This window comes from Undibacter mobilis, from assembly GCF_003367195.1.
Lineage (GTDB): Bacteria > Pseudomonadota > Alphaproteobacteria > Rhizobiales > Xanthobacteraceae > Pseudolabrys > Pseudolabrys mobilis.
Genome location: NZ_QRGO01000002.1, coordinates 159,233 through 177,919, shown reverse-complemented (window position 1 = coordinate 177,919; position 18,687 = coordinate 159,233). Strand labels below are relative to the sequence as shown.

At 61.3% G+C, this 18,687-nt stretch carries 19 protein-coding genes; 10 read left to right on the top strand and 9 right to left on the bottom strand.

Annotated elements, in window-relative coordinates; all coding sequences use genetic code 11:
• Positions 1-176 precede the first annotated feature (176 nt).
• The 5 genes from DXH78_RS15060 to ku all read right to left on the bottom strand — a co-directional run bounded on the left by DXH78_RS15060 (position 177) and on the right by ku (position 5,466).
• Positions 177-821 (bottom strand): carboxymuconolactone decarboxylase family protein, encoded by a 645-nt coding sequence (locus tag DXH78_RS15060; protein ID WP_210209591.1) that lies wholly within the window; start codon positions 819-821, stop codon positions 177-179.
• 68 nt (positions 822-889) lie between these two features.
• Entirely contained in the window at positions 890-1,264 is a 375-nt protein-coding gene (locus tag DXH78_RS15055; RefSeq protein ID WP_115518051.1) for a septal ring lytic transglycosylase RlpA family protein, read from the bottom strand.
• Positions 1,265-1,354: 90 nt separating this feature from the next.
• Positions 1,355-1,864, bottom strand: coding sequence for a low affinity iron permease family protein (locus DXH78_RS15050; protein ID WP_115518050.1), 510 nt, complete (start codon positions 1,862-1,864; stop codon positions 1,355-1,357).
• Positions 1,865-1,942: 78 nt separating this feature from the next.
• Positions 1,943-4,588, bottom strand: coding sequence for a DNA ligase D (gene ligD / locus DXH78_RS15045; RefSeq protein ID WP_115518049.1), 2,646 nt, complete (start codon positions 4,586-4,588; stop codon positions 1,943-1,945).
• Between the two features lie 14 nt (positions 4,589-4,602).
• Entirely contained in the window at positions 4,603-5,466 is an 864-nt protein-coding gene (gene ku / locus DXH78_RS15040; RefSeq protein WP_115518048.1) for a non-homologous end joining protein Ku, read from the bottom strand.
• 131 nt (positions 5,467-5,597) lie between these two features.
• Between ku and DXH78_RS15035 the strand changes: the two genes are divergently transcribed.
• Complete coding sequence (locus DXH78_RS15035; RefSeq protein ID WP_115518047.1) at positions 5,598-5,777, top strand: DUF1328 domain-containing protein; 180 nt, start codon at positions 5,598-5,600, stop codon at positions 5,775-5,777.
• A gap of 88 nt (positions 5,778-5,865) precedes the next feature.
• On the opposite strand, the gene DXH78_RS15030 is transcribed toward DXH78_RS15035, so the two are convergent.
• Together DXH78_RS15030 and DXH78_RS15025 are read right to left on the bottom strand one after the other, a co-directional pair.
• Positions 5,866-6,411 (bottom strand): sigma-70 family RNA polymerase sigma factor, encoded by a 546-nt coding sequence (locus tag DXH78_RS15030; RefSeq protein WP_115518046.1) that lies wholly within the window; start codon positions 6,409-6,411, stop codon positions 5,866-5,868.
• On the bottom strand, positions 6,411-6,599 hold the full coding sequence (locus tag DXH78_RS15025; protein WP_115518045.1) for a NepR family anti-sigma factor: 189 nt from the start codon (positions 6,597-6,599) through the stop codon (positions 6,411-6,413). Before DXH78_RS15025 ends, DXH78_RS15030 begins: the two co-directional genes overlap by 1 nt.
• A gap of 220 nt (positions 6,600-6,819) precedes the next feature.
• Here DXH78_RS15025 and DXH78_RS15020 point away from each other — a divergent pair, with 220 nt between their 5' ends.
• The 8 genes from DXH78_RS15020 to DXH78_RS14985 all read left to right on the top strand — a co-directional run bounded on the left by DXH78_RS15020 (position 6,820) and on the right by DXH78_RS14985 (position 14,923).
• A complete protein-coding gene (locus DXH78_RS15020) occupies positions 6,820-7,620 on the top strand; it encodes a response regulator (RefSeq protein WP_115518044.1) in 801 nt (266 codons plus the stop codon).
• 113 nt (positions 7,621-7,733) lie between these two features.
• Positions 7,734-8,852 carry an HWE histidine kinase domain-containing protein gene (locus DXH78_RS15015; protein ID WP_115518043.1) on the top strand — a complete coding sequence of 373 codons (1,119 nt, stop codon included), beginning with the start codon at positions 7,734-7,736 and terminating at the stop codon, positions 8,850-8,852.
• A gap of 33 nt (positions 8,853-8,885) precedes the next feature.
• A complete protein-coding gene (locus DXH78_RS15010) occupies positions 8,886-9,368 on the top strand; it encodes a DUF992 domain-containing protein (protein WP_115518042.1) in 483 nt (160 codons plus the stop codon).
• Between the two features lie 283 nt (positions 9,369-9,651).
• The gene (locus tag DXH78_RS15005) at positions 9,652-10,671 is read left to right on the top strand and encodes a carbon-nitrogen hydrolase family protein (RefSeq protein ID WP_115518041.1); all 1,020 of its coding nucleotides are present in this window, start codon (positions 9,652-9,654) and stop codon (positions 10,669-10,671) included.
• 36 nt (positions 10,672-10,707) lie between these two features.
• Entirely contained in the window at positions 10,708-11,805 is a 1,098-nt protein-coding gene (locus tag DXH78_RS15000; RefSeq protein WP_115518508.1) for a cupin domain-containing protein, read from the top strand.
• A gap of 94 nt (positions 11,806-11,899) precedes the next feature.
• A complete protein-coding gene (locus DXH78_RS14995; protein ID WP_115518040.1) occupies positions 11,900-12,655 on the top strand; it encodes a maleate cis-trans isomerase family protein in 756 nt (251 codons plus the stop codon).
• 18 nt (positions 12,656-12,673) lie between these two features.
• The gene (locus DXH78_RS14990; protein ID WP_115518039.1) at positions 12,674-13,930 is read left to right on the top strand and encodes a flavin-dependent oxidoreductase; all 1,257 of its coding nucleotides are present in this window, start codon (positions 12,674-12,676) and stop codon (positions 13,928-13,930) included.
• An 81-nt stretch (positions 13,931-14,011) separates the two neighbouring features.
• Positions 14,012-14,923 carry a fumarylacetoacetate hydrolase family protein gene (locus DXH78_RS14985; RefSeq protein WP_115518038.1) on the top strand — a complete coding sequence of 304 codons (912 nt, stop codon included), beginning with the start codon at positions 14,012-14,014 and terminating at the stop codon, positions 14,921-14,923.
• Positions 14,924-14,969: 46 nt separating this feature from the next.
• Here the strand turns inward: DXH78_RS14985 and DXH78_RS14980 are convergent, their stop codons facing one another.
• On the bottom strand, positions 14,970-15,461 hold the full coding sequence (locus DXH78_RS14980; protein WP_115518037.1) for a MarR family winged helix-turn-helix transcriptional regulator: 492 nt from the start codon (positions 15,459-15,461) through the stop codon (positions 14,970-14,972).
• A 233-nt stretch (positions 15,462-15,694) separates the two neighbouring features.
• Between DXH78_RS14980 and DXH78_RS14975 the strand changes: the two genes are divergently transcribed.
• Complete coding sequence (locus tag DXH78_RS14975; protein WP_147292655.1) at positions 15,695-17,878, top strand: cytochrome P450/oxidoreductase; 2,184 nt, start codon at positions 15,695-15,697, stop codon at positions 17,876-17,878.
• Positions 17,879-17,904: 26 nt separating this feature from the next.
• On the opposite strand, the gene DXH78_RS14970 is transcribed toward DXH78_RS14975, so the two are convergent.
• Positions 17,905-18,609 carry a GntR family transcriptional regulator gene (locus tag DXH78_RS14970; RefSeq protein ID WP_245416889.1) on the bottom strand — a complete coding sequence of 235 codons (705 nt, stop codon included), beginning with the start codon at positions 18,607-18,609 and terminating at the stop codon, positions 17,905-17,907.
• Positions 18,610-18,687 lie beyond the last annotated feature (78 nt).

Below are 18,687 nucleotides of genomic sequence, written 5' to 3'. Positions count from 1 at the left end.
GGTCTCCACCAAGGCAGCAGGGAGCAAGCGACGTGCCAAATCGTATACAATTCATGTCGCAGCGGCGGAGGGCCGGTACCTACCCCAAGCCGGGACTTTTCAAGCCTCAATCAATGGCGGGCATCCGGTCGCCGCCATGCATTGCCTAGAATGTCATCACCGCGCGCAAGAAGAGGTCACTGTGGCTCGGCGAAAGCCAGCGGCGCGTCCTCGGGGGGCAGCATGGCGAAGACATTGAGCGTCATTGCCACCGATGCATAGTAGCCAAGAATGCCGACCAGTTCGACGACGCCTTTTTCGCCAAGGACAGCAAGGACGCGCTGATAGGTGCGCTCGCTCACACGTTTGGCTTTGTAAACTTCCTGGACGAAGTCGTAGACCGCACGCTCGTCCTTGGCCGCGGACTTCGGTGCGCGGCCAGCGCGCAAGTCGGCGATGGTCGTCGGCTTGACGCCTTCCTTCTCGGCGATGCTCGCGTGGACGTACCACTCGAACTGGGCGCGCCACAGGCGGGCGGTGCAGAGGATAGCGAATTCGGAGAGCCGCGCCGGCACGCTCGACTGATAACGGCAGAAGCCGCCGAGGGCCTGGGCTAATTGTCCATATTCCGGCGCATGGAGCCATACGGCAAATGGCCCCTGTGGCTTGAGAGCGGCGCCGCGTGGGCCTGACCGCATGGCCCGCAGGAGCGTGTGCTGGGCCTCATTCATGTCGGTCTCGGCGGGCGTGACCAGACGTGCGGAGGGCCGCTTGGCTGCTGTTCTTTTAGCGTTCTTTTTCGTGGTGGTTTTGCGCTTTGATGGCGGGCGCTTGGCGGGCATAACGATCCTCGGGAATCCGGATGAAGGAAGAGCCCGGATAGCACATCGGCGCCGGCGGCACAGCCGCGCTACTGAATCGCCGCCGTGACCTTGATCAGCCCGCGGCTTTCCATCTTCAGCGCTTGTGCGGCGGCGTAGGAAAGGTCGATGACGCGGCCCTTGATGAATGGTCCGCGATCATTGACGGTGACCGTGACGCTGCGCTTCGTCGCCTTGTCGACGACAAGCACCTTGGTGCCGAAAGGCAGTGTGCGGTGTGCCGCGGTGAACTTGGCGGGGTCGTAACGCACGCCCGAGGCGGTCTTGCCCGAATATCCTTTGCCGTAATGCGAGGCCATGCCGGAGAATTCCCGGGCGGCGCCCTTGGCCTCCTGCGCCACGGTCGCGCCGGGCGCGAGCGAGCCCCAGGCCGCAACAGCCGCGATCGCCAGCCAGGTCCTCATCGAATCCGCCTCCGAATTTGAAATTCTTTCGCCGGATAAAGAGTACTTGTGTCGAAATAACGAAAGCAGCTCTGCCGCGCGTTACGGGCGCTATGCCACGTTCTGGACGCTTCCTGTGCTTTTTGCATTGGCGGGCTTCGCGCGACTGGCCATTTGCCGGGCCGTCATTTCGGCGCGGGCGCGGCAATCCGCGTGCAATTTTTGGAGTTCCTCGTCGCTGAGGTCCTCGATCGTCGCAAATCTGTCCTCGGCGCCTTTCATGGCCAGCACCAGTTCCGACAGCTTGAGCTGCATCGAGAGCATGTCGCGGTTTTGGGTATTCTGGATCAGGAACACCATCAGAAATGTGACGATGGTCGTGCCGGTGTTGATGATGAGCTGCCAGGTATCGCTGAAGTGAAAGATGGGCCCGCTGACGATCCAGACCAGAATGGTGCCGGCCGCAATGAGGAATGCGACCGGATGGCCGGTCAGACTGGCGGTCTTCTGCGCAAACACGGCAAAGGCTTGCGATAAGGGGTGGCTATGCCGGCGAACGCCATGCTCGTTTACCGAGCTGATGGCGGCAGCCTCACAGAGTGTGGTCTTGTTGTCCGACATGTCCGAGCCATCCCAACGCCAGAGTTCCCAGAACGCGCGACAACGCGTCGCAGTTCCTGGTGCGTCGTGAGAATGTGCTCAGGCGTTCGGCAATTTTTGGCGGATGCGGCCGATGCCGGCCCAGGGATCCTGGCGTAGCCGTGCCAGACGGGCGCGGATGTTGAGCAGCGTATATTGGTCGGCGCCTTTGAGGCTGCCGAGTTCCGACCAGGTAATCGGCGTCGACACGGCCGCGCCCGGTCGCGCGCGGGTGGAATAGGGGGCCACCGCTGTGGCTTCGCGGCTGTTGCGCAGATAGTCGATGAAAATGCGGTTCTTGCGTTTGCTCTTGGTCGCCGTTGCGACATAGAGGTCGGGATCGTCTGCGGCCATGGCTTGTGCCAGCGCCTGGGCAAACTCCTTGGCTTTGTTCCAAGGCGTTGGCGCGACCGGCAGCACGATGTGCAGGCCCTTGCCGCCGGAAGTCTTGAGAAAATTTTTGAGCTTTAGCGCGTCGAGCCGCTCATGCACATCGCGTGCGGCGGCGACGACATCTTTCCAGGTGGTGCCGGGACCAGGGTCCAGGTCGAACACCAGACGGTCGGCATTCTCGCGGTCATCGACGGTGGTGCCGCGCGTATGCACCTCGAGCACGCCGGCCTGTACCAGCGACAAGAGACCGCCAAGATTGTCGACGGAAATAATCTTGTCGCCCTTTTCGGGAACGAGATGAAGATGTTCGGTGGCGATGCCGGCGGCGGCGTGCTTCTGGAAGAAACATTGGCCGCTGGCGCCTTCGGGGCAGCGCAACAGCGAGATCGGTCGGCCGGCGACGTGCGGCGCCATCCACGTCCAGACGTCCTTGTAATACTCGGCGAGGTCCCGCTTGGTGACGCCGGCGTCTTCCCAGTAAACGCGATCGGGATGAGACAGCGCGATGCCGCCGACGGTTGCGTTTTTACTGTCTTTCGATGCTCGTTTTTTCACCGGCGCGCTGCGCTTGCGCGCGGTGGTTCTGCTCTTGGCTGCAATGGTCTTGTTGGCCGGCTTGTCCTCGCGGACGACGTCGGCGGCGGTCTTGTCCTCGCGCAGGCCCTGATACGACGCCTGCCGGATGCGGTCGCCGTGGGTCCAGCCGTGGAAATCGACCTCGGCGACCAGTTTCGGCTCGACCCAGATCGGGGTGCGCACACCGCGCTCTTCCGCCGGAACGGTGGCGAAGGGCGTGCGCTCGCGCTTGAGCGTTTTGAGCTTCTTGTACAGCTCGCGCGAAGCAAGGTGTGTGAAGCCGGTTCCGGTGCGGCCGGCATAGACGAGCTTGCCCTTGTCGTGGAAGCCAAGTACCAGCGCGCCCACGGCGTAAGCGTCGGCAGTCGAGGGCACGAAACCGGCGATCACCAGTTCCTGCCGGCTCGTACACTTGGTCTTGATCCAGTCATGGCCGCGGCCCGAGTGATAAGCCGCATCGTCGCGCTTGGAGATAATGCCTTCGAGCCCGAGCTGGCAGGCATGTTTGAGCAGAATGGGTCCGCGCTCGGCAATGGATTCGCTGAAGCGCAGCGGCGACGAATTCGGCGCCCGCTTGATCAATTGCGCCAGCGCTTCCTTGCGATCCGAGAGCGGCAGGGGCCGCAGGTCGCGGCCGTCGAGATGGAGCAGATCGAAGACGTAATAGACGAGCTGGTTCTGCCGGCCTGATTTAAGTTCTTCCTGCAGCAGCGAGAAGCTGGTGACGCCGTCGTCACCTTCCACCACCAGTTCGCCATCGATCAGAGCGCTGTCGACATCGAGCTCGGCGATGGCATCCGCGATGGCGGTGAATTTACGGGTCCAGTCGAGGCCCTTGCGGGTCATCAGTTTGACCTTGCCGCGGCTGAGCCGAGCCTGCAGCCGATAGCCGTCGAACTTGATCTCATGAATCCAGTGTGCGCTGTCCGGCGCCTTGTCAGCGAGTGTGGCGAGGCAGGGCGCGACAAAGCCGGGCAGGGCCGCGCGTTTGGCACCTTTGAGCGGCGACGCTTTACGATCGGAAAGGGTGTCGTGCTTCTGGACCAACTGAGCCGATGCGGCCTTTGTGCGCGTCTTCTTCGCGCCTGGATTCTTCAGCGCCGCCATCTTCCTTTGGGTCGCCGTCAGGACCTTCTTCATTGTGGATTTTTCATTCGCGGTGGCGCGTTTGCCCTGCGCGATCTCATCCATCGAGCGGCCGGTCTTGATAGAGAAGTCTGCTTCCTTGAGGATATCCTTGTCGCGCGGCGCGCGCGCTTCCTCGTCGTCCGATTTGATCAGGAGCCAGTTGTTGCGCTTCTCGCCGGGGCGCTTGCGCAACCTCACCAGATGCCAGGCGCCGTGCAGTTTGGCACCCTCGAGGTCGAAAGCGAGGTGGCCCTTCTTGAGCCCCTTGTGCGGGTCGTCATGCGGCTGCCAGGTGCCACGATCCCATACCATTACGGTGCCGCCGCCATACTCGCCTTTGGGTATCGTGCCCTCGAATTTGTTGTAGTCGATGGGATGATCCTCGACCTCCACGGCGAGGCGTTTCTCGCTCGGCACCAAGCTCGGGCCGCGGGTCACTGCCCAGCTTTTCATGACGCCGTCGAGTTCGAGCCGCAGGTCGTAATGCAGGCGCGTGGCCGCATGCTTCTGAATGACATAGGCGTGGCCGCGCTTCCTGGCGACCTTGCCTTTCGGCTCAGCCGTGACGCCGAAGCGGCGCTTGCCGCGATAGGTCTTCAGCCCCGCCATCGCGCGCCGTCCATTTAGCTGGCCTTGCGCACCTTGCGCCGCGTCGTCGTCCGTTTCGTCCGCGTCGCGGTCTTGCGGCGTGAAGCCGACGCCGGCTTGCGGCGCTCACCCTGGGCGCTGCGGCGCAGCGCGTCCATGAGATTGATCACATTGCTTGGCTTCGGCTCCGCCACCGTGACCGGCTTCTTGCCGGCGCGTTTGGCCTTGATGAGATCCATCAGCGCAGTCTCGTAGCGGTCCTCGAATTTCGAGGGGTCGAACTTGCCCTTCTTGGTTTCAAGAATATGGGTCGCGAGTTTCAGCATATCCGGCGATACTTTGGTGTTCGGAATGTCGTCGAAGTAGTCGGCCTCTTTGCGCACTTCATTATTGTAGCGCAGCGTCGTCGCGAGCAATCCCTTGCCGCGCGGTCGCAATAGCAGCAGCCGCTCGCGGCGATAGACGACGACGCGAGCCAGCCCGGCGAGGTCTTCCTTGCGCATCGCCTCGCGGATCACGGCGAAGGCTTCCTGGGCGACGTCGTCCTGCGGCACAAGGTAATAGGACTCGTCGAGATAGATGCGGTCAACGTCCGCCATCGGGACGAATTCGTCGATGTCAATCGTGTGCGTGCTTTCCAGCGCGACATTGTCGAGCTCATCTTCCTCGAGCAGGACATATTGGCCTTTATCGACCTCGTAGCCTTTGATCCGGTCCTCTGGCGCGACCGGATCGCCGGTCTCGGCATCGATCACTTCGTTGCGGATACGGTTGCCGGTTTCGCGGTTGATAATGTTGAAGCGGATACGCTGGCTGGTGGAGGTCGCCGGGTAGAGCGCGACCGCGCATGACACCAGCGACAATTTGAGAAAGCCCTTCCAATTCGGACGCGGCGCCATAGCGATACTCCCTACACAACAAGATGAATTCGCTGACGGGACGGCAGTTCCAACCTAGCGCGTCCCGCCGGAACATTCATCCTGAGATCGGGTTGGAAATCGCATCAATCGGGTCAACAGAGGAGACACCCATGTTCGGTTGGGCACTGACCTTTCTGATCGTCGCGTTGATTGCGGCCATCCTCGGTTTCGGCGGTATCGCAGGCGTCGCCGTCGAGGCTGCCAAGATCGTGTTCTTCGTCGCCGTGGTGCTGTTCGCCATCTCGGCGGTTGTGCATCTGGTGCGTGGACGTTCGCCCACTGTGCCGTAAGCCGCTCGGTTGACGCTCCAACGGAAAAGCCCGCGTGGTTCAACCACGCGGGCTTTTTCTTACATCGGATTAACGATTACGGGGCAGGCTACTCGCCGCTTGCGAGCACAGCACGGGTTTGCTCGTCCGGACCGAAATCGTCACTGTCGCGGACATGGAGGAGTTCGGCCAGTCGGTTTCGGGCGCGGTTGACTCGCGACTTGATGGTGCCGATGGCGCATCCGCAGATCTGCGCGGCTTCCTCGTAGGAGAAGCCCGAGGCGCCGACCAGAATGAGCGCTTCGCGCTGATCGGTTGGCAGTTGCGACAGCGCCTCGCGGAATTCGCCAAACTCGATGTGGCCTTGCTGTTCCGGTTGCGATTTCAACGTGTCCGCATAGTGTCCGTCAGCATCCTCCACCTCACGGCGGCGTTTGCGATATTCGGATCGAAAGTGATTGCGAAGGATCGTGAACAGCCATGCCGGCATGTTCGTACCCGGCTGGAACGAGTCGATATTCGCGATCGCCCGCACCATCGTTTCCTGCACCAGATCGTCGGCACGATCCACGTTTCCGCAGAGCGAGATTGCGAAAGCGCGCAGGCTCGGGATGGCATCAAGGATTTGCTGTCGGACCACGTCGTCCATGGGCATTACTGCCTGTCCTTGTTGTCTTTGTTGTCGAGCTGGCTCAGCAGGTCGGCGAAGCGGTCCGGAACGCCCTGATTGACCACATCGTCGTACAGTGAACGCAGTTGTTGGCCGAGGCGGGCTTGAACCTCCCGTCCAAGCTTGGCGGATTTGGCGTCGTTCTTCCTGGCGCGGGCGACCCCGGTTTCCATTGGCTTTCGTTGTCCTGAAGCTTTGTCTCGATCGTCGTTCGTCATGTCATGGAACCCCGATGCCCCTTCCTCTGGGTCTAAAAACCCCCTCGGCGAAATTTGGTTCCATCCATCATGGAACTTTTTCGCGCTCGTAACGTTTTCGCCGGGTACGCTATTTGGGCCGCAGGCGGGTTACGCCCCGCCGGGCCTTCGGGCCAGACTGTTTCGGGAGGGATTTTTGTCGATATCTCAAATCGTTGCGCAGCATCTTCCATATCTGCGGCGCTATGCCCGCGCTTTGAGCGGAAGCCAGCAGTCAGGGGACGCCTATGTGGCCGCCACGCTCGAGGCGTTGGTCGAAGACCCCTCAATCCTCGACTTGGGCTCGTCTACGCGGGTAGGTCTATACCGTCTTTTCACCAAAATCTGGAATTCGGTCGGCATCAACGGCGTCACCGTCGAGGATAGCGGCGACCAACCCGTCGAGCGGCACCTGTCGCAGATCGCCCCGATGCCGCGTCAGGCGTTTCTCCTGATCGCGCTCGAAGGGCTTTCGGAAGACGAGGCCGCGAAGGTTCTCGATATCGAGGTGCCCGAACTGCGCGAACTGGTGGATCAGTCGGGCCGCGAGTTGGCGGCAGAGATCGCGACCGACGTGCTCATCATCGAGGATGAGACCTTTATTGCGCTCGACCTTGAGGCGCTTGTTGAAGGTCTGGGCCACAAAGTGCTGGGCGTCGCTCGCACGCACACCGAGGCAGTGACCTTGGCGCGGGCTAAACAGCCGGGCGTAATTCTCGCCGACATCCAGCTGGCCGACGGTTCTTCGGGTCTCGACGCGGTCAATGAGTTGCTGCGCTCGTTCGAAGTGCCGGTGATCTTCATTACCGCCTATCCGGAGCGGTTCCTTACCGGCGAGCGCCCTGAGCCGGCCTTCCTCATCGCCAAGCCGTTTCAGCCGGCCACTGTTTCGGCCGTTTTGAGCCAGGCATTGTTTTTTGCGCGCAAAGCGAAACGAAAAGAGCGCAAGGCGAGTTGATGTTCAAGACGGCGGCCGGAGGGGTACCGGCCGCCGGCTAGTTGGACGACTGACAGGCGGCGCTACGGTACGTTGACGGTGTGCGACGGGGGCGCAGAAATGGATTTGGACTGATGGCCAACAAAGCGCCGTCAGGGGAGGGCGCTTCTGGCAGCCTCCTGCTGGACGAACTTCAAGAAGAATGCCAGCGGCTGGAAGGGCAGGTCAATGCCCAGGCCATTGAGCTCAATCTGCTGCGCGCGAGATTTGCCCGTTATGAGACGGCGCTGCGCGGTTCGCAGGTTGTCGTCTATACGCAGGATCGCAGCCTGCGTTACACGTCCATTAGCCAGCCGATGCTTGGGCACTCGGTGGCGGATCTTCTCGGCCGTGCCGACGAGGACGTTCTGCCGGAGAGCGTGCGCGACTCCATCGTTGCCATCAAACGTGAAGCCGTTTCGTCGGGGCAGTCGCAACGTATCGAGTTTTCACTGGAAGAGAGCGGTGCGCTGCGTTGGTACGACTTGCATGTCGAGGCTCTGCGCAACGATGCCGGCGATATTGTCGGCATTACCTGTGCATCTGTCGATGTGACCGAGCGCAAGGAAGGCGAGGCGCATTTGCGCCTGCTTCTGCGCGAACTCACGCACCGCTCCAAGAATCTGCTGGCAGTGATCCAGGCCATGGCGCGCCAGACCGCACGCCATGCCGGCTCGATCGATTCATTCCTCACCCAGTTCGGTGCACGCTTACAGGCGTTGGCCGCATCGCATGACCTATTAATTCGCGAGAGCTGGCACGGCGCCTCGCTCGACGAACTGGTCCGCTCGCAACTCGTCGGCTACCTCGACGGCGCGGCGCAGCAGGTGACGATTGAAGGCCCGCAGATCGCGCTCAAGCCGGAAGCGGCGCAGAATCTGGGCCTCGCGCTGCATGAGCTGAGCGCCAATGCCACGCGCTTTGGGGCGTTGTCGACGTCGGAAGGCCGCGTGTCGATTGAATGGCGCCGCAGCGACGGGCCGGATGGACCGGTGGAGTTCTCCTGGCGCGAATCCCTGGGGCCCCGCGTCAAGCCGCGGCGCAAACGCGGCTTCGGTACCATGGTCATTGAAACGAATCTTACGCGCGCCATCGACGCCAAGGTTGATATGGCTTTCGATCCGGAAGGGCTGCAGTGTCGGGTGGTAATCCCGGCAAACCAGTTGATCGCCGCGCTGGATCGTGACGGAACCAGCCCGCCGGCCTCGCGTTGAGAGGTCAGGAATTTCCCGATTGAGGAGACGAATATGAATAAGCCACTGACTGCGCTTGCCGCCATGGCAATCGCTGCTGCCGTCGCCGCGCCCGTCGGCGCTCAGGCTCAGGATCGCACCAAGGTTGGCGCGCTGACCTGCGATATTTCGGGCGGCATCGGCATGATCATCGCGTCAAAGAAACAAGTGACCTGCCTGTTCACGCCGTCGGCGCCGAACGCGGCGCGCGAGGTCTACACCGGTTCGATCACCAAGTTCGGCCTCGACATCGGTGCCACGTCCGGCGGCGAGATGATCTGGTCGGTGTTCGCGCCGAGCGATCGGAAGTTCGGCGCGCTGGCCGGCAATTATGGTGGCGCCAGTGCGGAAGCCACGGTTGGCGTCGGGGCCGGCGCCAACGTGCTGGTTGGCGGCTCGAACCGCACGGTCACGCTGCAGCCGGTGTCGGTGCAGGGCCAGACAGGCCTCAATCTGGCGGTCGGCGTCTCGGGGCTGGAATTGCACCCGGCCCGCTAAGCGACACCCGTACTGAACATCTGAAAAGCGCTGGCGCAAGCCGGCGCTTTTTTTTGCGGCGTGGGGTGGTGGGCTAGCCGGTGGGGCTTTCACCTAGCCGCAGCTCCGCCTGTGGCGCAGCCGCCGTGACCAGAATTCCGTCGGAGCCGCGCCAGCCCCCGGGCAGTCCGCATTTCAGGCGCTGACACGCCCTCGGTCGTGCACAGGACGTTCGTATCGACCGCACTCTGGTTGACTGTCATAATATAAAAGAATACATTCTTTCGAAAATTAGGAGAGGCGTATGCTGAAGCTTCAGGCATTCAAGGCAGCGGCCGTTCAGGCATCGCCGGTCTTCCTGAATACGGATGCCACGATCGACAAAGCCATTGCGCTGATCCGCGAAGCGGCTGGCAACGGCGCCAAGCTTGTCGCCTTTCCGGAAGTCTTTGTGCCCGGGTACCCGTACTGGAGCTGGATCACGGACCCGGTGACCGGCAGTGCCTGGTTCGAGAAGCTCGCCCGGGCGGCAATCCTGTTGAACGGTCCGGAAGTCGAGCGGTTGCGCCGGGCCGCCCACGACAATGCCATTTACGTCGTGATCGGGATCAACGAGCGCAGCCCCCACTCTCTCGGCAGCATTTACAACACGCTGTTGTTCATCGGCCCGGAGGGCGAGTTGATCGGCCGCCACCGCAAGCTGGTCCCCACCTGGGCCGAAAAGCTCACTTGGGCACCGGGCGATGGCGCGGGCCTGCGCGTCTACGACACCAAACTGGGGCCGCTTGGCGGCTTGGCCTGCGGCGAGAACACCAACACTTTGGCGCGCTTCACGCTGTTGGCGCAGGGTGAGTTGATCCACGTCGCCAGCTACATCTCGTTGCCGGTGGCGCCGCCGGATTACGACATGGCTGAGGCCATCAAGCTTCGCGCGATCGCCCATTCCTTCGAAGGAAAATTGTTCACGATCGTCTCGTGCTCCACCGTCTCGGAAGAAATCATCCAGCAGATGGAGACGGTGACGCCGGACGCGCGTGCCAAGCTGGAGCGTAAATCGAGTGCCTTCTCCGGTGTCATCGGTCCGGACGGGCGGATTGTCGGCGATGCGCTGATCGATGACGAAGGTATTGTCTACGCCGACATCGATCTTGGTCGCTGCATTCAGCCCAAGCAGATGCATGACATCGTCGGACACTACAATCGATTTGACGTATTCGACCTGCGCGTCAATCGCCGGCCTCTTGCGCCGGTTTCGTTGTTTGACGCTCCGGCCGAGCGTAGTGAGCCCGAGGAAATACAAAGCAGTGGTGATGCGCACCCTTAGTGGGGCAGACGCAAGGGTTGGAAGAGGAGAGTGGTCGTGCGTGAAGATGTTATCGGACGCGCCAATGTCGAGGATACGCCGGAGCTCGAGGCGTATTATCGCGACCTCGAAAGGTACGAGGCCGGCGCCCTTTGGACCGTCGCCAACAAGATCGAGCCATGGCAGCCCAAATCGCAGTCCGTTCCGGTGCTCTGGCGCTATGACGATTTGCGTTCGCACGTCCTTCGCTCGGTCGAGCTTGTAAGCCCCGAAAAGGCCGGCCGTCGCGTCATCTATCTCAACAACCCGGGCCGTCGCGAAGTGTCCGCTGCGGTCGGCTGGCTCTATTCGGGCCTGCAGGTCATGAATCCAGGCGAGGTCGCGTCGGCGCACGCGCACTCGGCTTCGGCGCTTCGCTTCATCATGGAAGGCCGCGGCGCTTACACGATCGTGGACGGCCACAAGATGCCGCTCGGCGCTAATGATTTTGTGCTCACGCCGAACGGGACGTGGCATGAGCATGGCGTCGAGGCGTCGGGTTTGCCCTGCATCTGGCAGGATGGCCTTGATATCCCCTTCGTGAACGCGATGGAGGCCAATTTCTATGCGGTTCATCCGGACCTGTCGCAGGCCGTTGCATATCCGGTTGACGACACCACCCATGCCTGGGGTGCTCCCGGTCTGCGGCCCGCCGGAGACAAATGGTCGAAGCAATATTCGCCACTGTTCAAGTATCAGTGGGGCCCGACCTACGAAGCGCTGAGCAAATACGCGAAATCGACGGCAGGCTCGCCCTTCGACGGCGTGATGATGAACTACGTCAACCCCGTCACCGGTGGTCCGGTGATGCAGACGATTGGCGCCACCATGCAGATGCTGCGCGCGGGCGAACGGACCAAGGCGCACCGGCATACCGGCAGTTTCATCTATCAGGTGGCCAAGGGCAAAGGTTACTCCATCATCGATGGCAAGCGCTTCGACTGGAAGGAGCGCGACATCTTCTGCGTGCCGTCATGGTCGTGGCATGAACATGGCAACGCGTCGAACAGCGAAGATGCCTGCCTGTTTTCCTTCAACGACATGCCCGTCATCGGCACGCTCGGCCTCTACCGCGAAGAGGCATTTGGAGACAACGACGGTTACCAGTTGAACTGATCGCGCGGCCACACTTCAGAAACGGAGGGCCTGGCGCAGGCATTCACCCTTGGCAGCCGGCAGGCCCATTCACGGATTGATCTCGAGGACTCTCATGAAGCAAGCAACCTACCGCATCGGCCAGATCGTCCCGTCGTCCAACACGACGATGGAGACGGAGATACCGGCCTTGTTGAGAGCGCGTGAGACGATTCTTCCTGAGCGTTTCACGTTTCACTCGAGTCGCATGCGCATGAAGAAAGTCGTGAAGGAAGAGCTTGAGGCGATGGATCGCGACAGCGATCGCTGTGCGATTGAGCTCTCCGACGCCCGCATGGATGTGATCGGCTACGCGTGTCTCGTCGCCATCATGAGCATGGGTAAAGGCTATCACCGCGTCTCGGAAAAGCGTCTACACGGCCGAACCGTTGAAAATAATGCGCCGGCTCCGGTCGTGACGAGCGCCGGTGCGCTTGTCGACGGTCTGCAGGTGCTGGGTGCAAAGACGATCTCGGTCATTTGCCCTTACATGAAGCCGCTGACGCAACTTGTCGTCGATTACATCGAGAGCGAAGGCATCAAGGTCAAGGACTTCGTGGCCCTTGAAATTCCCGACAACATCGAAGTCGGCCGCCACAACCCGAAAAAACTGCTCGACATCTATAAAAGCGTCGATTGCAAGGGAATCGATGTCCTCGTGACATCAGCCTGCGTGCAGATGCCATCCCTGTCGATCATCGACCGGATGGAGCAGCAAAGCGGGCTGCCCGTCGTGAGCGCCGCCGTATGCACCACATACCAAATGCTCAAGAGCCTTGGACTTTCGGCGCAGGCCCCTATCGGTGGCGTGCTGATGTCGGGCAAGTATTGAAATCAGTAAGAGGAACTCATGAAGGTCATTATTGTCGGTGGCGGCATCGGAGGGCTGACCGCGGCCCTGATGTTGCATTCGCGAGGCATTGAAACGACTGTCTATGAGCAGGCGGCCGAGATCCGCGAATTGGGCGTTGGCATCAATGCGCTGCCCCAGGCGATCAATGAACTGGCGTATATCGGGTTGCTCGATGAGCTCGATCGGGTCGCGATTCGAACGAACAAGCTCTACTATCTCAATCACCTTGGCCAGGAAGTATGGGTCGAGCAACGCGGCATGGCCGCTGGCCACCCCGTTCCCCAGCTTTCGATCCACCGCGGGCGGTTGCAGAACGTGTTGCTGCAGGCCGCTCTCAGCCGGCTTCCGGCCGGCAGCATTCTAACGGATCACAAACTCGTCGCGTTCGCTCAGGCGGAGGCGAGTGTCACGGCAAAATTCGCGCGCACCGACGGGACGATCGTCGAGAGCCACGGCGACGTTTTGATCGGAGCGGACGGAATTCATTCGTTCGTGCGAAGTCAACTCGTCCCGAATGAAGGCCCGCCGGTCTGGACCGGATTGATGAATTGGCGCGGCGCGCTCGATTGGCCGGTTTTTCTCGATGGCCGTTCGATGATCGTGGCGGGCGGGCTGGAGTCGAAGATCGTCGCATATCCCATCGCGCCGGGCGAAACGCCGGACACCCGACTGACCAACTGGGGCGTCATCAGCCGAGCGGGCGCACCGGGCTTGCCGCCCCCGCGTCGCGAGAACTGGTCGCGCGCCGGATCCTGGGACGATCTCTGGCCGCGCATCAATCACTTTCAGGTCAAGGAAGCAGATTTGATCGGTCTCATTCGCAACTCGCCATCCATACTTGAATGGCCGTTGTGCGATCGCGATCCGCTCGAGCGCTGGTCGTTCGGCAACGTCACGTTGCTCGGCGATGCCGCGCATCCAATGTATCCGGTCGGTTCGAATGGTGCTTCGCAGGCCATTCTCGATGCGCGGGCGCTTGCAGATTGCCTGGCGTCGGCACGGTCGCCGGTCGAAGCGTTGCAGGCCTACGACGCCATGCGCCGCCCGCCGACATCCGAGATTGTACTCAACAACCGCCTCGGGGGTCCGGAGGGCGTCATTGACGCCGTAGAGGCCCTGGCGCCGAACGGCTTCAGCGACGTCGACGCAGTGCTTCCTCGTGCCAAGCGTGAAGCCATTGTGCGAAGCCGCGCTGGCGCGGCAGCTGTGCGCGACAGGGCCAATGAGGTTCAGCAACCGACGACGGCGTCGTAACGGCGTCCGTGACAATAAACATTGCATGAATATCCCTGACTTCAGGCCAGGTGCGGCTCTTTCTCAATAAAGGTCATCCAAATGCGTTTGGTCACGTATCGTGCTTCTGTCGAAGACGCGGCGCAGCTCGGCGTCATCGAGGATCAGATGGTCGTCGATGTGGCGCGTCTCGGCGCGTCATGTGGCGTGGAGTTGCCAAACTCCATGCTCGATTTCATTGATCTTTCCTCTCCCGGCATCGAGGTGCTGAAGGAACTGCTCGAGGCCAAGCGTTCGCGCTGGCCGACGGGTACCGCCCGGGCACTCGACGACGTCAAGTTGCTGGCGCCGATTCCGCGTCCCCGCAAGAATATCTTCGGCATCGGACTCAACTACGTAGAGCACGTCGAGGAATCCAGCCGTACGCTGGATACTTCGAAGGATCTACCGAAACAGCCGGTCATTTTCTCGAAGCCGCCGACCGCGGTCATTGGGCCCGGCGACGCGATCGAGCACAACAAGAACATCACGCAACAGCTCGACTGGGAGGTCGAACTTGCGGTCATCATCGGACGCACCGCCAAGCGCGTTCCCGTAGACCGGGCTCTCAACTATGTCTTCGGCTACAGCGTGATGAACGACATCAGCGCGCGCGACAACCGGCGCGCGGGCCAGTGGATTTACTCCAAGGGACAGGACACGTTCGCGCCGTTTGGGCCTTGCATCGTAACCGCCGATGAAATTCCCGATCCGCACGATCTCGATCTATGGCTTCGCGTGAATGGTGTCGAGAAGCAGCGCTCCAACACGCGTCATTTGCTCTTCAACATCCCGACGCTGATCGCGGATATTTCGGCGGCCATGACGCTGGAGCCGGGCGACATCATTGCCTCGGGTACGCCTGCAGGCGTCGGCGCCGGACGGGTGCCGCAGGAATGGATGTGGCCTGGCGATGTGGTCGAGGCCTGTGTGGACAAGATCGGACTCCTGCGTAACCCCATCGTCGCCGTCTAGGGCTAAAGCATCGCCGCGCGCGGCGCCGGTGCGGCGAACGCCGCGCTTACGGGGCCTTAAGTCGTAACGGCGAGGGACTGGCGTCGTTGTTAAGCCGGACGAGTTTTTTCAACAGATACATGAATATCGCCTGCTCGCCCTCCGAAAGCGGGGCGAGCACGTCGATCTGGGATTGCGGCATCAGCGCGTCCATCGCCTGCAAGAGAGAGACGCCGGTTTCGGTCAACGTGAGGCAACGTATCCTCTTGTCCGTCGGGCTGGCCTCTCTTGCCACGCAGCCTTTTTCCTCAAGCCGGAGGATGACCTCGCCGATGGTGGACCGGTCCAGTGCGACAAGGTCGGCCAGGGCGCGTTGCGAGATGCCGGGGTTGTTTTGCAGGACGGCCAGGACGGCATACTGCACCGGCGTCAGGGCACAGGACTTGGTTGCCTGCGAAAACAAGCCAACGGCGATCTGATGGAGCCGGCGAATGAGGTGGCCCGGCATTTCGTGAATGCGGTGCGTTGAAACCTGATCAGCCGGTAGCTGCTCGGTCATCCCCAACCTCAATTGTATGTCTACTTACGATTATAAGGTGCTTGTCCGCCAGAGGAAAGCTGGCTTGATGAGGTTTTTGACGAAAAAACCCTGATTTTCTAAGAGGAAGGCAATATCGGTAGTAATTTTCCGCTCAGGAATTGACAGTTATCATACTATCGACAAAAATCGAAATCGTCGAAAACCTTCCGCACCCTTTCACTCTTGCGGGCGCAGCGCAGACCGAGACGCCGATGAAAATGGCCCCCAGCTATGACGTCGATTTCTACTCGGATGAATTTATCCAGAACCCGTGGCCGCATTACGCGACGATGCGTGAGCTCGGGCCGGTGGTTTGGCTGCCTCAGCACGACAACTTCGCGCTGACCCGTCACAACGAGGTCGGTAAGGCGCTTCGCGATCACGACACGTTCATCAGCGGGAAGGGGGTTGCCGCCGATCCCAAAGCGAATGAACTGACACGCGGGAATTCTGCAGGGTCGGACGGCGAGCGACATAGCGCCATTCGCGCTGCGACCTCCGCGCCGCTTTTGCCCGGCGCCTTGACGAAAATTCGCGGTCTCCTGGATGCGACGGCCGAAGGCTTGATCGAGCGCCTGATCGCCAGCGGTCAGTTTGACGCGGTAAAGGATTTGTCGACCTTCCTGCCTCTGACCATTGTCCGCGACCTTGTCGGTCTGCCGGATTCGGGCCGCGAGAACATGCTCCGGTGGGCTGCCGCAACCTTTGACCTTCTCGGTGCTCAGAACGCGCGCGGCAAGGCCGCAGTGGACGTTTTCCTCGAACAGCGCAAGTTTGCACAAAGCCAGTCAAATCCCGAGAACCTCAAGCCGGGCAGCTGGACCCGGAGACTGTTCGATCTTGTCGAACAGGGTCTGCTGGCGGCGGATCTCGCGCCTGTCGCCATGCGCGACTACCTCAATCCCAGTCTCGACACCACGATCTCTGCGACGGGACAGTTGATCTATCAATTGGGTACCAATCCCGATCAATGGGCCCTGTTGCGCGACAAGCCTGAGCTGGCACGCAACGCCGTGAACGAAGCGGTGCGCATGGGCTCGCCGGTGCGGAGCTTCGTCCGCCACACATCGCGGGCGGTTCAAATCGACGATGTCACCATCCCCGAGAACGCGCGCGTCATGATGCTGTACGCATCGGCGAACCGTGACGAGCGTGTTTATCCCAATCCGGACAAGTTCGACATCACCCGTAATCCGCGCCAGCATCTGGGCTTCGGCAGCGGCATCCACATGTGCGTCGGCATGCATCTGGCGCAGATGGAGATGATCGCGCTGATTGAAGCCATGATTCCTCGCGTCAAGGCGATCGAGGTCGGCAAGCCGACCATCGCGCTGAACAATACGATTTACGGCCTGGCGTCTCTGGACGCCCGCTTCATTCCAGTGCCGGATTTCGCATCGCTTGTTAAATCCAAGGCGGCATCGAATGATGTGGCGGTGGCCGAACCGAATACGCTGGCCGGCATTGTCGCCACGCGCGACGAGATCGCCGACGGCATTATCAGCCTGCTGATCGAACCCCGTGACGGTGTTCAGTTTCCGGGCTGGACTCCGGGCGCGCACGTCGATTTGCACGTGACTGATGGATTGACCCGTCAGTACTCCCTCACCGGGCGAGCGGAGAAGGGGCGCTATCAGATCGCCGTGCAACGTGATCCGAACTCGAAGGGTGGGTCCGAGGCTGTTCACAGATGGATCAAATCGGGCACTCCGGTTCTGATCTCGAAGCCGCGCAATCATTTTCCGCTGGCGGAAAGCGCCGCGCATCACGTGCTGTTGTCCGGCGGCATTGGCCTCACGCCGCATTACGCGATGGCATGGCATCTTCATGAGCGGGGCGGCAGCTTCGAATGGCACGTTTCGGTACGCAGCCGTGCCAAGCTGGCCTGGGCGAATGAGCTTGAGGCCGCGCCATTCCGCGACAAGATCAAGCTTCATTTCGACGATGGGCCGTCGGCGCAAATGCTCAATGTCGCGGCGGTCTTGGCCACAGCGCCGGCGGAAACCCATATTTATATATGCGGACCGCGCGGCTATATGGAACACGTTCAAATGGCGGCATCGGCGGCCGGCTTGGCAGCCGGTCAGATCCACCAAGAACACTTCGGCGCCGAAATCGATGTGAATGGCGATCCGTTCACCGTAGTCGCCAAACGCTCGGGCAAGTCCGTCGAAGTGGCGGCGGACGAGACCATCCTTCAGGCTCTGGGCCGTGCCGGCGTCAAGATTGAAACGTCATGCCGCAACGGTGTCTGCGGCAGCTGCCTCACGCGGGTTCTGGAAGGGCGGCCCGATCACCGGGACATGGTACAGACAGCGGCCGAAAAGGCGAACAACGATCGGATCGCGGTCTGTTGTTCGCGCTCGCAGACAGCCGCACTCGTGCTGGATGTCTGACGAACGAGGAGGTCGGGCAGGCGAGTCTAGCCAGCGGCGGAGCGAACCGGCTCTTCAATGTAACCGCTCTTGCCGAGATGCTCTTCGATCATCGTGCCTGTTCTGCGGAAATGCTGCTCCAGCAAGAACGCGGCACTGTTGGCATTCCGGGCGATTGCCGCTTCCATGATCGCGCGATGTTCGGCTTCGATGTCGCGTGTGGGGAGTGTCGTGCTCTGGCTTTGCATCATCGGCCGACGATAACGTTCGGTTTGAGCATAAAGCTGCAGTGAGAAATCAATGAGCCATCGAGAGCCGCATTGCGAGACCAGCGACAAGTGAAAATCCCGGTGACGTCCTTCAAGCTCTTCGTCTTCTTCAACTGTTCGCTCTCGTTTGAGTTGGGCGAGGCGTGCCGCGCAACGAGACAGGGCGTGGAAAGCCGCGACAACCGCGGCTTCCCAGTCGTCGTCGCCGCGGGCGATTGAGCGGCGGAGACCTTCGACGTCGATGAGAACACGGGTTTCGATCGCATCGCGCATCTCTGCCAAGGAAAATTCGGACACACGGAAGCCCCGCAGCGCCGAGGAAACAACCAGCCGCTCGGCGTGCAGACGGTTGAGTGCTTCTCGAAGCGGCGAGAAGCTCAAGCCGTAACGGTCTTTGAGCGCCTCGAGACGAAGCGGGCTGCCGGGTTTGAAGGTGCCGCCAATAATGTCGGTCCGGAGCCGGCGATACGCTTCGTCGGTCAAGGTTCCGCTTCGGGCGACAGCCGGGGCGGCCTCCGCGGGGGCGCGGAGTTGTGAGACCGCTGACTTGGACGTCGCGCG